Genomic DNA, 12688 nt, shown 5'->3' on the forward strand with positions numbered 1-12688 from the left:
ATTGGATCTTCGCAAGATTGGCGACACGCCCCGACGGTCACTTGACAAGCACTCGCCCTCTCTATAGGTGCCCATGGTGGTGGCGTGGGCCCTCGCGCTAGCTTCCGACTGCAACAGGCGGGTATAGGTACAACGTCCTACCTGGCCGCAGATCATGGAGAAGTCCGACGACGCTTACTACGCGGCGTCTCAGGAGGTCGAGCGTTACGCCCGAGAGACCCTAGCCGGCGGTCGGCGGTACATCTATGAGGCAGAGATGAAGGAGCGTCGGCGTACCCATGGGATCCCGGGGCATGAGGCTACGCCGCAGGAGTGACGGGCAGTCCGTTCGGGAGCATCGAGGCCAGGGCTACGGCTCTGGCCTCGATAATTTTCATCCGGCCTTCGTACTCGATGGGTTCGCGGTGGGCGGCCTGGCTGGTGACCTGACCGGGCCACTTGCGGTAGAGCAGGCCGTGTTCGCGGGTGAAGTAGCCCTCGCTGACCGCGCTCGCCGCGAGGAGTAGGCCGGTGTCCTCGGAGGCCGGCAGCGCCATCCAGCCGCCGAGCGCCAGGAGCAGATCCCGGCGGATGCACAGTGTCGCGGGGTGAACCTGAGCGCGGTAGCCGTTGGCTTGCCAGAAGGCGAGGACGGCACCGCGGCTGATGGGTCCGCCGTCGGGGTCCTGGTCCCATCCGACGGTTGACCCGTCGGGCATCAGGTCCAGGACGCGGGAAGTCGTCCAACCGATCTGCGGATGAGCGTCGAAGGCGGCGATGTCGCGGGCGAGGGCGCCGGCCGTGAGTTGGTCATCGGCGTCGAGCACCTTGACCAGGTCGCCAGCGACGCGGGACAGAGCGAGGGTACGGGCAACCCCGGGCCCGCCGGGACGACCGCCGCCGATGCTGATGCGAGGGTCGTCCGGCAGCACCTGAGCCACTGTTCCGGTCTGCCCGTCCTCCTGGACGAGCCACTGCCAGCCCCACCCGTCGGGCATGTCCTGCTTGACCAACGAGTCATACGCCCCGGCCAGGTACTCGACGCTGGGCGCGTGGACCGGGGTGATGACCGAGACGAGGTGCGTCAAGTTTTCCACCGTTGCAGTTTGTGGGAGTAGACCAGTTCCGTCCGGTCGCCCGGCATCACCACATCGGCCACCTCGACGACGCGACCGGTGGTGTCGATGGAGGTCTTGCGCACGGTCAGAACGGAGACGCCGGGGTCGATGTCGAGGAGTTCGGCCTCATCCGGCGACGGCGGACGCGCCCGAACCTCCTCGTCAATGCGGTCCAGCTCGACGCCGACCGTGTAGAGCTGGTGCTGTGAGCCGCCGGGCCACGGCTCCTTGCTGGCGTCAAGCAGGTCCGGGTTCGCGGCCACCAGGTCATAGGGCAGGTATGAGTACGACATGGTCAGCGGCGCGTTCTCATGCCGCGACGAGGTCCAGTACACCCGGCGCAGCAGCGGCGCACCCGGCTCCACTTGCAACGCCGCCGCCATGTCCGCGTCCGCTTTCACGCGGGTGAACTCGGCGTGAAACTTGAGATCATCGACGGTCAGGCCGGTGTCATGCTCGGTCGCGCCGGTCTTGACCCGCTCCTCCTCGTCGAGCAGGACCCGGTCCTTCTCCCACTGGTACCGCTCCGCGTTACGACGCCGTACCCGCTGGCGGGGTGCCCGTACGTAGGTTCCGCGCCCCTGCTCCGCGCGGACCAGGCCCCACTCGCGGAGCTGGCGGATGGCGTTGCGGACGCTGGTGCGTGACAGGCCCGACGTGTCGGCCAACTCGGTTTCGGACGGCATCAGGGTGCCGGGGGCGAGTTCCCCGCTCGTGATCTTGACCCGCAACTCTTCAGCGAGTTGCAGGTAACGAGGGCGCCAGTCCCGGCCATGCACACCGGTCACCGTACCCCCTAGACGTTCCAACGACTGCCAGGTGGTCCCACCCGCCGGCCGCTCCGGCACCGGATCCACCGCCACGGCCGGCAAACGCGGACGATGCGCAGCGGCAGGAGCACGGCGGGTGCTGCGGCGATCAGTCGCGGTCATCGTTGCCCTCCAACGGTCGTCCCTTGGTCATCACTCGCCACCGGACGTAGGTCAGTTCGTAGATCAGCCGGTCGAGCTGCACGCGCGAGAGCAGCACGGATTCCGTCCCGCCGGAGCGGGTCGCGTCGACCTTGACGACCGGCTCCCGGCGGCGGAACCGGTCGAGGAGCAGTTGCACGCTCACCCAGCCGCTACGCTCGCTGCCGATCGTGGCGAGCAGCCCCCGATGCATCGGGTCGTTCGGCCCACAGCCCCGACACCAGTCGGGACACTCGGCGTCCTTCGCTGCCCTAGCCGGCCGCGCGCCGGTGGGCTCGTCAGTCGTCATGCTCGCCCCCTTCGGGTCCGGCCTGGGCCAGTAACGACCGCAACTGCTCTACCAACTGCCTGACCTGGGACAGAGGGAGTTCCGCCCAGGGAGCGCCTACCCGGCAGGAAACGTGCACCATGACTCGCGGAGCCTGGCCATCGGAGCCGACCAGGTAGGACACGACCGATCCGGACGCCCAGGCGTCACCGACCTTTAGCGACGCGCCCCGGTGACGACGCTGCATGTACGACATCACCGGCGGGATCAAATGCCCGCACCGATCCGACGCGCACCAGTCCGGATGCACAGGCGGCCTCGCCGGCCGGCGTGGCGTACTCACTGCAGCCACCTCCCACCGTTACCCCGGTACGCCTGCCTCAGGGTCATGAAGAGCGGCGGACGCAGCGCCGGGAGCTCTCGGGTCCACTCTGGCGACCAGCGCGACGAAGTCCGGTAGCCGGCGGGATTGGCCTCGATAGGACGGCTGCCTGCCGCAGGAATGATTCGATCTGCCCGTCGACGTGAGCGCCAAAACGAGAATCAGGAACGTCGACGATGAGAGCCAGGCATCGCACCTCCACACGTAGGGAGCCGGCGACCGACCAGGGGGACCAATCGGCCGCCGACCCGACAGAAGGCACGGCGCACCGTCCGACACCGGACGGGTCGGGTATCGCCGAGCCACCTTGTACGCGCGGCCACCGCAACCGGCCCACCAGGACGCCGCGCCTCACGCGCGACCAGGCCGACGCAGCACCACCCCTGATACACGCCGTCACCTCAGCCGCACACTCGGAAACGTACCTACGAGTGGACGACTTGTCTACACAGCAAAACGACACTTCCGCTTGGCACTTGGTAAGACAAGTGCCAGGTACGGTGAGCAGGTGCCCACCCCGCACTACGGACAGCCGCGCTACCGGGTCATCGCCGACGAGTTGCGAAAGCGGATCGAGAGCGGCACTATCCCGCCGGGCGCCCTGCTGCCAGCCGAAAGCGTCCTCACCGCCGAGTTTCGGGTAGCACGCGGCACGATCCGCAAGGCGCTAGCCGCGCTACGGGAGGAAGGTCATGTCGCCACCGAGCACGGCAGAGGCACGTACGCGACTCGACAAACACCGAAGCCGACAGATGATTCAGGAATCAGGCAGCGGGAAATACCCGCAGATGCGCACCTAGCGACCCTGTTCAAGGTTGAGGTCGGAACAGCAATAATCGAGCGAGAGACTGTCATTCGACGGGAAGAGCAAGTCGATAAGGTGATCAGGAGTTATCATCTACACAACGCGCCTCTTCGCCACCAATAGCTCACTTACCACACTTCCCCAGGATAGGTCCTAGACTAATCGGCCGGCACAGACCATAAGCCGGTCGCAGCAAGCGCTCCACCTGCATCACCCCTGGTGAATGTCGAAGCAAGGCACCAAATTCCCATCAAATCGGTTTGACATATGGGCCAAGCGGACAGGCCCCGGGCGAATCGACGGCAGACCAGATGACGACCAGCGGTGTCGGCCATGCGACAAAGGCGGCGAGCTAATCCGAGTGAATCGTACATATCACATCGAACAACGCTGTCATTTCGCCGGAACGAGGACGGCACCCCTTGACCCGATCCCCTGATGGTCTAGCCTCGCCCATCCGCGCTCGCTAGGGTTGCGGACCTAGAGCCGCCCGCCCGGAGGAGGTCGCCCTATGGCGAGCCATTCTAAGCGCAAGCTTCGCAGCGATTTCAGCTTGGGTGGTGAGCAAGCCGAAGCGGACTGGTTGCTGAACGAGGCATTCTACGAGACCGCCATTTATCAGGTCATGACATCCCGTTTGCAGAAAAAGAACTTCTTAGTTGGCCGAACTGGCAGCGGGAAATCTGCGTGCCTTCAGACTCTTGAACAACAGTACGCGGAACATGTGATCCGCATAGACCCAGAAGACCTTTCACTTCCCTACATTACCGACCTTGGAGTCGTTCGATACCTATCGTCGCTAGAGGTCCACCTTGACCCATTCTTTATAGCACTCTGGAAGCACGTGCTCTTGATTGAGGTCATCAAACATCGTTACAAGGTTGACTCTCAAGCCAAGAAACAAAGCGTTATGGACATGCTCAAAGAAAAAGTCAAGCGCGACAGGAGCAAAAGGGCGGCGCTCGATTACTTAGAGGAGTTTGAAGGCAAGTTCTGGATTGAGACCAACGAAAGACTGAAAGAAATTACACGAAATTTCGAGCGCCAGATCACCGCCGAGGCCAGTATTCCAACCAGCATTCCCGATTTTTCGTTGAGCGTCGGCAGCTCTAAGGCCAGCTCAAATGCCGAAAGAACCGAGCTAGTCAGTCGGTTTCAGCGTATCGTCAATGAGACACAGCTGCCCCGCCTGAATAAAATGATCACTGTTCTCAAGGATGATATCCTGGACGATCAGAACTTTACTTATGTCGTAATCGACGACCTAGATCGGGATTGGGCGGATCAGAAGATCACCAATGATCTGATTAGATGCCTTTTTAGGGCCGTTCACGACCTTAATAAGGTTCAGCACCTCAAGATTCTTGTCGCGCTCCGTACGAACATTTTCGAATCGCTCGATTTTGGACGAACGGGTGGCCAAGAAGAGAAATTTCGCTCCTTAATAGTACGAATGTCCTGGACCAAGAGTGACCTGAAAGAGCTTCTAAGTTCGAGAGTTTCGCTAGCCGCCCGGAAGGCTGGATTTGGGGATGTAACCTCGATCTCAGATGTTCTACCTCAAACCAACCGCACTCGCGGCTCCGCCCTCGACTACATCTTGAATCGCACGCTCATGCGCCCACGAGACGCCATTAACTTCTTCAATGAATGCTTTTCCTTGATTGGCGGACGCGAGCGGCTCACATGGGTGAACATTCATGCCGGAGAAGCCGCATACTCGGTAAATCGGCTGCTGGCGCTGCGGGACGAATGGAAGCCAACCTTTCCAGGGATCGAAAGAATCTTCAGGGTATTCACTGGAGCCCGCAACACCCTCACCCCTGAAGAAATGCGCAAGCGGTTGGATGACTGTGCCTTACTTGCTGCGGAAGCCGACTTTCCGGGTGCGGTATGGATGACAGAGCTGAGCGAACCCCTCTGGTCTGGATCAAGCGCAGACGAATTTGCAGTAAGTTATCAACCCCTCATTCGCCTGCTACACAATATCGGCTTCATCGGCTGCATCACAACAAGCCATGACGGTTCCGATAGTCCGGCAGTCTACAGCTACGACGACGCAACCTTCCCCGATCTCCTTGGGAACATCCGAAAAGTTACCGGATTCGTCGTCCATCCAGCTTTTCGCCCAGCCCTCGATATATCAGGCTGAGAAGAAGAGACGCAGGACGCTGCCCGAGAATGAACCCGCCCCGGAGCCCCCGGAGCCCCCGGCGGAACTGCCGATTTACTCTGTTCTAGATCAAGGCACCGCGCTCCGCGCGGTGCGGGGCGGCAAGCCCGGCCGGCGGCAAGCCGCCCCGGCCGCCTACGGCGCCGGGGCGGTCAGCCACCGACAGCCGCCGGGACACCGCCCCCAGCACGTCAGGAGCGAGGCCCAGCGAGGCCGTGACGGAAGCCAGCGGCTCGACCTGGTTACGTGGTCAGGGCTTCCGGCTGCCGCGCCAGTCCAACCCCGGGACTGGCTTGCCACCGTGTCACCGGGTCGCGGCACCAGCTCGACCGCCAGGACGTGCCCGACCCACTCCCCCACAGTCGCCCGCCGTCGACGACGACCAGGCCGCCACCGAACCATCAACCGCCGCCGCAGGCGAGATTCAGCTGATCGACGAGTCAGGCGTTCCCGGGCCGTCCCTGGGCCGTCTGGGCCGTCGGTGGGCCGTCAAACGTCGGCCAATGTTGACCCTGAGCGACCATCGACACCCGGGCATAGAACCAGCTCAGAGCCTTGATGACGGCTCTGAGCTGGTGGGCGACGGACGAGTCGACCTGTACGCCGGATTCTGTGCGCGGCGCGTACCTCAGAAGAGGTCTTGGCGCCGGCGGCGGCCATCCATCTCGGCCTACCGTTGCCGGCAGGCTCATGCGGCCTACCCGCAGACATCGGGCGGGCAGCCCTCAAGCGTCTGCGCGGGTCGTCAGCTTGCGGTGACGGCCCTTTCTTGGCCTTGCTCCGGGTGGGGTTTACCGAGCCACCCCGGTCACCCGGGGTGCTGGTGGGCTCTTACCCCACCGTTTCACCCTTACCGTCCCAGCTTGGGGCGGCGGTCTGTTTTCTGTGGCACTGTCCCGCGGGTCACCCCGGGTTGCCGTTAGCAACCACCCTGCCCTGTGGAGTCCGGACGTTCCTCGGCGGCGGGTTTGCTGCCCACCGACGCGACCGCCCGGCCGACTCGTCCGTCGCGTACCCATCCTAACGACGCGCCAGCCCCCCTGATTTCCGCCCCGCACCGCCGGGCGTGCGCAACTTCAGGCTGTTGCGGCCTCCAACGCGCGGGGATCCAGCACTTTCCCCGAAGTTGCGCGGCAGCTCCCCGAAGTTGCGCGACAGCTCCCCGAAGTTGCGCGGCAGGCACCCGGAGCGCCAGCGGCCTGGGCAGGAGACACCGGAGCAGGGCGGCTGGGTTAGCCTCATGGGGTCATGGATCTTGCCGACGCCGCGTTGCTGCTCGCGGCCGGGCTGGTCGCTGGCACCGTCAACGCGGTGGCCGGGGGTGGCTCGCTCATCACGTTTCCGGCGCTGCTCGCGGTCGGGCTGCCGCCGGTGCCGGCGAACGTCACCAACTCGGTGGCGGTCGCCCCCGGTTACGGTGCCGCCGTGGCGGGCAGCTGGATGGACCTGCCGCGCGGGCGGCTGCTGGTCAGCCTGGTGCCCACTGCGGTCGTCGGTGCGCTCGCCGGGGCGTCGCTGCTGCTGGTCACGCCGGCTCGGGCGTTCGAGGTGGTCGTACCCTTCCTGGTGCTCGCCGCGACCGCGATGCTGGCCTTCCAGGATCCGCTGCGCCGGCTGGTCGGCCACCCGCGCGACCTGACGCCGCGCCGGCGGGCGGTGACCGTCCAGGTCGTGGTGGCGCTGGCGGCGTTCTACGGCGGGTACTTCGGCGCGGCGGTCGGGGTGATGCTGGTCGCCGGCCTGGCCTTGGTGCTGGACGCGACGCTGGCCCGGGTGAGCGCGATCAAGAATCTGCTCTCCGTCCTCGTCGGCATGACCACGGTGCTCGTCTTCAGCCTCGCCGGCCCGGTGAACTGGGCGGGGGTCGCGCTGGTCGCGCCGGCGGCGCTGGTCGGTGGGTACGCCGGAGCCCGGCTGGTCCGCCGGCTGCCGCCGGTGGTGCTCAAGACCGTCATCGTGGTCTTCGGCACCGTCATCGGTGGTTACCTGCTCTGGCACGCCTTCGCCTGAGCCGCCGCCGTGCGGGAGTGTGCGGGGTGTGCGGGGTGTGCGGGTGTTAAGAAGGGGCCCTTCCTCTACACGAGGCGTTAATAAGGTGCCCTTCCTTACACCTCGGCGAGGTGGGCGGTGTCGTTGACGGAGCGGACGGCGAGGCCGCCGTCGGGCCAACGGTCGAAGATCGAGATGCCGGCCGCGTCGAGGTAGAGGCGGTGCAGGAAGGCGTCACTGGCGGCGAGCGCGTCGCGCAGCATCAGCTTGATCGGCGAGACGTGGGAGACCAGCACGACGGTCTGACCGGGGTACGCCGCACAGAGCCGTTCGGTCACCCGCGCGCACCGCACGGCAACCTCGGCGAACGACTCGCCGTCGGGTGGGGCGACCCGGGTGGAGGCGAGCCAGGCGTCGAGTTCGCCGGCCCATTGTTCGCGTACCTCAGCGAAGGTGCGCCCCTCCCATGCGCCGAAGTCGCACTCGATCAGGTCGTCGTCGCGGCGTACCGGCACCTCGCCGATGGCGGCGGCGATCGCCTCCGCGGTGGCCGTACACCTCGACAGCGGTGAACTGACCACGGCCGCGGCGTCCGGGGCGAGCGCGGCCACTCGGGCGGCCGTGGCCCGCACCTGGGCCTGGCCTTTCGGTGAGAGCGCGACGTCGCCGCGGCCGGAGTAGCGGCCCTGCTCGGTGTACTCGGTCTCGCCGTGCCGGACCAGGATCAGCCGGGTCGCGGTGAAGCTGGGTCGCGGCTCCCAGGAGACCGGGGCGGTGGTCAGATCGGCGCCCGGCGCCTCGGCCCGGGCGGCGATCTCTGCCGCGCCGCCGCCGGCCGGTTGTGGGCCGCTCAGCGTACGCGGTGGCTCGACCATGCGTGGCGGTTCGACGGCGGGTGCGGTGGTGCCGGCTGCCGCGGCGGCGTCCATGGCGGCGTTGGCGAGAGCGTCGGCGTGGGTGTTGCGGTCCCGGGGGATCCACTCGAACCGGACGGCGGTGAACCGGCCGACCAGCCGGGCGGCCTCGGCCGCCAAGGGACGCAGCCCCGGGTGCTTGATCTGCCAGCGGCCGCTCATCTGCTCGACCACCAGCTTGGAGTCCATCCGGACCTCCACCTCGTCGGCGGCGAGTTCGGCGGCGGCGGTCAGGCCGGCGATCAGTCCCCGGTATTCGGCGACGTTGTTGGTGGCGGTGCCGATGGCTTCGCTGCGCTCGGCCAGCACCGCGCCGGTGGCCGGGTCGCGGATCACCGCCCCGTAGCCGGCCGGGCCCGGGTTGCCCCGGGCGCCGCCGTCGGCCTCGACCAGGAGCGTACGCGGTGCCATCGGCTACAGTCCGGACTCGTTGGTGCGGACCAGGATCCGGCGGCACTCCTCGCAGCGGATCACCTCGTCCGGGTCGGCCTTGCGGATCCGGCCCAGGTCGGCGCCGGAGAGGTCCAGCCGGCATCCACCGCAGCGACCGGCGGCCAGCAGGGCCGCGCCGAGGCCGGTGTCGGTGCGGATCCGTTCGTAGAGCTGCACCAGGTCGGCGGGGAGGTCGTTGGCGAGGGGCTGCCGGGCGGAGCGCTTGAACTCCTCCTCGCGGCCGATCTCGGCAAGGCTCTCGTCGCGGCGTTGCTCGGTGGCGGCCCGCCGCTCGCGCGCCTCGGCAAGCCGCTGTTCCACCCCCTCCAGCACGGACTGGGCGGTCTCCCGCTGCTCCATCAGCTCCAGCTCGGCATCCTCCAGGTCGTTCTGCCGGCGGTTGAGCGAGACCAGCTCGTGCTGGAGCGCCTCCAGCTCGCGGGCCGGGCCGGTGCCGGCGGTCAGCCGGGCTTCGTTCTTGGCCTTGCGCGCCCGCACCTGGTCGACGTCCTTCTCCATGCGGGCGATGTCCCGGTCCAGGTCGTCGACGGCCACCTGAGCACGGACCCGCTCGTCCTCCAGGGCGGACAGCTCCCGTGCCAGGGCCTCCAGCTGGGCCCGTTCGGGCAGTGTCCGCCGGCGGTGAGCGAGCTGGGCGAGGGCGGTGTCGATCGCCTGGAGGTCGAGCAGGCGACGCTGGACCTGGGGGTCAGCCTTCACGGTCAGGGCTCCTTTGTCGTCCGCTATGGGGTTCGCTCGCTGAGGGTGCGGTGGCGTGCACGGTCCACGGACCGGTGTCCAGGTCGGACACCAGTGTCTCGACGCCCGGTGCGGCCCGCAGCACCGTGGCCAGGTCGTCCAGCCAGGGCCGCTCGGTGGCCCAGTGGGTGGCGTCGAGCAGCGCCGGCCCGTCGGTGGCGAGGTGCTCGCCGGCCGGGTGATGGCGCAGGTCGGAGGTGAGGTAGGCGTCCACTCCGGCGGCGGTCGCGTCGGCCAGGAAGCTGTCTCCCGCACCGCCACAGACCGCCAGGGTACGCACGGCCCGGTCCGGGTCCCCGGCGGCGCGTACGCCGACGGCGGTGGCCGGTAGCACGGCGGCGGCGTGCCGCGCCAACTCGGCCAGGGTCATCGGCTGCGGCAGCCGGCCGATGCGGCCGGTGCCGCGTCCCGACCCGGCAGCGGGCGTGCCCGGCCGGGACGGTTGCAGCGGGCGCAGGTCGACCAGCCCGAGCCGGTTGGCGAGCGCGTCGGAGACCCCGGGCGCGGCCACGTCGGCGTTGGTGTGCGCGACGTACAGCGCGATGTCGGCCTTGATCAGCTGGTGGATGATCCGGCCCTTGTACGTCGTCGGCGCCACCGAGGAGACCCCACGCAGCAGCAGCGGGTGGTGCGCGACGATCATGTCGACGTCGGCGTCGAGCGCCTCCGCGACCGTCTCGGGGACCACGTCGACGACACAGAGGACCCGGCGTACGGCGGCGCACGGCTCGCCGAGCACCAGCCCGACGCGGTCCCACTCCTCGGCCCAGGCCGGCGGGTAGCGCCGCTCCAGCTCGGCCACGACGTCGGCGACGCTCGGTACGGCCGTGGTTGTGCTCACGGCGGGCCAGCTTACCGGCGTTGGCGGCATCACGGGACGTCACCTGGCCGGCCTCGGTGCACCCGGGTCTCCGCGGCAGCCTGCCGGGGAGCGCGCGATCCGCGTGCCGAGGTGTTAGGAGGGGGCCCTTTTGATACCCGAGGCGTTAATAAGGTGCCCTTCCTTGCACCCGGCGAGGGCGGTGAGGGCGAGGGCCCAGGGGAAGGTGTGCTGGTGCCGCTCGCCGGTGCCGGGCGGGTGCAACGGGACGACGTCGTCGCCGAAGAGCACCTGCACCCCCCATTCGGTGAGGCGGGCGATGCCGGCCAGCAGGGCGGGGTGGGCGGCCATCGCCTCGTTGGTGTACGGCACGGCGACCAGGGGGACCCCTCGGCCCTGTGCCTCGACCAGCAGTCCGAGGGCGAGGGTGTCGGTGATGCCGGCCGCCCACTTGTTGATCGTGTTGACGGTGGCCGGGCAGACGATCATCGCGTCGGCCGGTGGCAGCACGTCCGGGTCACCGGGGTTCTTGTAGTGCGTACGCACCGGGTGGCCGGTCTGGCGGGCCACCGCGGTCCGGTCGACGAACTTGGCGCCGTCGGGCGTGGTGACCACGCAGACGTCCCAACCGTCCTGCTGGGCCAGCTCGACGAGCCGGCCGACGTCTCGGGCCAGCGGCGAGCCGCAGGCGATGATGTAAAGCACTTCGCGGTGCCCGTCATGGCGGTGCGAACCGGTCATCAGACCGGTCCCATGGTCATACTCCTACTCCCATGTGCTCAGCTAACTCTGCAATCAGTGAAGGCGGCGCACCACGTGTGCGACGCAGGATGTCCGACATCACCTCGTGGGCGATCGGTCGACAGCGGATCTCGGACGGAGCCAGCCGGTCGCCGCGCAGCAGCATCTCGCCGGCGTTGGCCACGTCACCGATCTGGGCGAAGCCTCGGGCCAGGTCGAGCAGGTGGTGCGCCCGGCGCTCGGGCAGCAGCGCGTCGAGCCGTGCCTCCTCGATCCGTTGCCGGTGCACCTCGATCGCCCGCCCACCGTCGCCCAGCTCGACGGCCGCCGCCGCGCGGTGCAATTCCACGTTGGTGGGCCCGAACGAGGTCCAGTAGTGGTTCTGGTCGCTGCCGAGCTCGGCCGCCGCCGCATGGGCCTCGCCGAGCAGGTCGTCGACGGTGGAGGTGTCACCGATGCGGGCAGCGGCCATGGCTCCCTGCAACAGGAGTATCCCGTAGACCGAGAGGCGCTCCGGACGGCTGTCGTTGGCGCCACCGGGGGCGAGCCGGTTCGCGATGTTTACGTTCAGCTCCAGCGCCGGCCGGGCACGGCCCATCGCGACCAGGGCGTTGCAGACCCGGGTGGTGGCGACGCCAGCGAGCAACTGGTCGTCGGCGCGCTGGGCGACCGCGATGGAGCGGTCGGCGGCGAGCCAGGCCAGCTCGCACTCGCCGAGCTTGCGGAGCACCGAGGAGGCGATCTGGTAGACCTGCCCGAGCAGGTGGGCGGCGCGCTGTGCCTGGTCACCGCCGGCGTAGGCGACGTCGGCCGCCTGGGCGTCGCGCAGCAGCTTGGGCAGCGCTCGGGTGAGCATCCCGTAGCGGCCGTACTGGTAGGTCAGCCAGGCGTGGGTGACCGCCTTGTCGGTGTCCGCCAGCGGTGGCGGACACGGTGCCGTGCTGAAGTACGCGCTGACGGAGTCGTACGTCTCCAGGGCCGCCCGGATCTCCTCGACCTCGAACTGGTCGATGCAGTTGAGCGTGTCGGTGCGCCGCTCCGGGTCTTTGCCGAGCAGCAGTTGCACGTCCACCTGGAGGATGTCGGCGATCTCGTAGAGCACGGAGAACTTGTCCAGCCGCCGTACGCCTCGTTCGATCTTGTCAACCCAGCTCTTCGACTTGCCCAGTCGGTCGGCGAAGACCTGCTGCGACATCTTCCGCCGGCCCCGCCAGTAGGCCACCCGCCGTCCGATGGGCAGTTCGTCCATCTCGTCAGTCCTCCCCTGCCGCCGCCTCGGCCAGGCGCATGGGGGCCGTTCAGCGGGCGCGTCGATCCGTCCGTATCTCGTGTTTTCA

Annotated in this window: 11 protein-coding genes and 1 other RNA gene; 3 read left to right on the top strand and 9 right to left on the bottom strand. The window is 67.6% G+C overall.

The window, feature by feature from the left end; translation table 11 throughout:
- Positions 1-299 precede the first annotated feature (299 nt).
- The 3 genes from Vqi01_RS03450 to Vqi01_RS30535 all read right to left on the bottom strand — a co-directional run bounded on the left by Vqi01_RS03450 (position 300) and on the right by Vqi01_RS30535 (position 2357).
- On the bottom strand, positions 300-1076 hold the full coding sequence (locus Vqi01_RS03450; protein ID WP_239098148.1) for a glycosyltransferase family 2 protein: 777 nt from the start codon (positions 1074-1076) through the stop codon (positions 300-302).
- Entirely contained in the window at positions 1064-1885 is an 822-nt protein-coding gene (locus tag Vqi01_RS03455) for a GntR family transcriptional regulator (RefSeq protein ID WP_204032905.1), read from the bottom strand. Before Vqi01_RS03455 ends, Vqi01_RS03450 begins: the two co-directional genes overlap by 13 nt.
- Before the next feature lie 130 nt (positions 1886-2015).
- A complete protein-coding gene (locus Vqi01_RS30535) occupies positions 2016-2357 on the bottom strand; it encodes a hypothetical protein (protein WP_239098149.1) in 342 nt (113 codons plus the stop codon).
- Between the two features lie 869 nt (positions 2358-3226).
- Here Vqi01_RS30535 and Vqi01_RS03465 point away from each other — a divergent pair.
- Both Vqi01_RS03465 and Vqi01_RS03470 read left to right on the top strand, forming a co-directional pair.
- Positions 3227-3646: a GntR family transcriptional regulator gene (locus tag Vqi01_RS03465; RefSeq protein ID WP_204032906.1), complete on the top strand. Its 420-nt coding sequence runs from the start codon at positions 3227-3229 to the stop codon at positions 3644-3646.
- A gap of 388 nt (positions 3647-4034) precedes the next feature.
- Positions 4035-5675, top strand: a complete 1641-nt coding sequence (locus tag Vqi01_RS03470; RefSeq protein WP_204032908.1) for a P-loop ATPase, Sll1717 family — start codon at positions 4035-4037, stop codon at positions 5673-5675.
- Positions 5676-6279: 604 nt separating this feature from the next.
- Here the strand turns inward: Vqi01_RS03470 and rnpB are convergent.
- An RNA gene (rnpB, locus tag Vqi01_RS03475) (RNase P RNA component class A) lies at positions 6280-6699 on the bottom strand.
- Positions 6700-6944: 245 nt separating this feature from the next.
- On the opposite strand from rnpB, the gene Vqi01_RS03480 reads away from it, so the two are divergent.
- The gene (locus tag Vqi01_RS03480; RefSeq protein WP_204032909.1) at positions 6945-7706 is read left to right on the top strand and encodes a sulfite exporter TauE/SafE family protein; all 762 of its coding nucleotides are present in this window, start codon (positions 6945-6947) and stop codon (positions 7704-7706) included.
- Between the two features lie 95 nt (positions 7707-7801).
- Here Vqi01_RS03480 and Vqi01_RS03485 read toward each other — a convergent pair whose 3' ends face one another.
- The 5 genes from Vqi01_RS03485 to Vqi01_RS03505 all read right to left on the bottom strand — a co-directional run bounded on the left by Vqi01_RS03485 (position 7802) and on the right by Vqi01_RS03505 (position 12600).
- Positions 7802-9010: a bifunctional RNase H/acid phosphatase gene (locus Vqi01_RS03485; protein WP_204032911.1), complete on the bottom strand. Its 1209-nt coding sequence runs from the start codon at positions 9008-9010 to the stop codon at positions 7802-7804.
- A gap of 3 nt (positions 9011-9013) precedes the next feature.
- The gene (locus Vqi01_RS03490) at positions 9014-9751 is read right to left on the bottom strand and encodes a zinc ribbon domain-containing protein (protein WP_204032913.1); all 738 of its coding nucleotides are present in this window, start codon (positions 9749-9751) and stop codon (positions 9014-9016) included.
- Positions 9741-10631, bottom strand: coding sequence for a Nif3-like dinuclear metal center hexameric protein (locus Vqi01_RS03495; RefSeq protein WP_239098150.1), 891 nt, complete (start codon positions 10629-10631; stop codon positions 9741-9743). Before Vqi01_RS03495 ends, Vqi01_RS03490 begins: the two co-directional genes overlap by 11 nt.
- A gap of 114 nt (positions 10632-10745) precedes the next feature.
- Positions 10746-11351 (bottom strand): flavoprotein, encoded by a 606-nt coding sequence (locus Vqi01_RS03500; RefSeq protein WP_204032914.1) that lies wholly within the window; start codon positions 11349-11351, stop codon positions 10746-10748.
- Between the two features lie 16 nt (positions 11352-11367).
- Entirely contained in the window at positions 11368-12600 is a 1233-nt protein-coding gene (locus tag Vqi01_RS03505; protein ID WP_204032916.1) for a helix-turn-helix domain-containing protein, read from the bottom strand.
- Positions 12601-12688 lie beyond the last annotated feature (88 nt).

It is taken from the genome of Micromonospora qiuiae (genome assembly GCF_016863555.1).
In the GTDB taxonomy this organism is placed as follows: Bacteria; Actinomycetota; Actinomycetes; order Mycobacteriales; family Micromonosporaceae; genus Micromonospora; species Micromonospora qiuiae.

Coding starts and splice junctions, on each gene's coding strand:
- Vqi01_RS03485 (WP_204032911.1), bottom strand. CDS start 9,010: ATGGCACCGCGTACGCTCCTGGTCGAGGCCGACGGCGGCGCCCGGGGC.
- Vqi01_RS30535 (WP_239098149.1), bottom strand. CDS start 2,357: ATGACGACTGACGAGCCCACCGGCGCGCGGCCGGCTAGGGCAGCGAAG.
- Vqi01_RS03500 (WP_204032914.1), bottom strand. CDS start 11,351: ATGACCGGTTCGCACCGCCATGACGGGCACCGCGAAGTGCTTTACATC.
- Vqi01_RS03470 (WP_204032908.1), top strand. CDS start 4,035: ATGGCGAGCCATTCTAAGCGCAAGCTTCGCAGCGATTTCAGCTTGGGT.
- Vqi01_RS03480 (WP_204032909.1), top strand. CDS start 6,945: ATGGATCTTGCCGACGCCGCGTTGCTGCTCGCGGCCGGGCTGGTCGCT.
- Vqi01_RS03505 (WP_204032916.1), bottom strand. CDS start 12,600: ATGGACGAACTGCCCATCGGACGGCGGGTGGCCTACTGGCGGGGCCGG.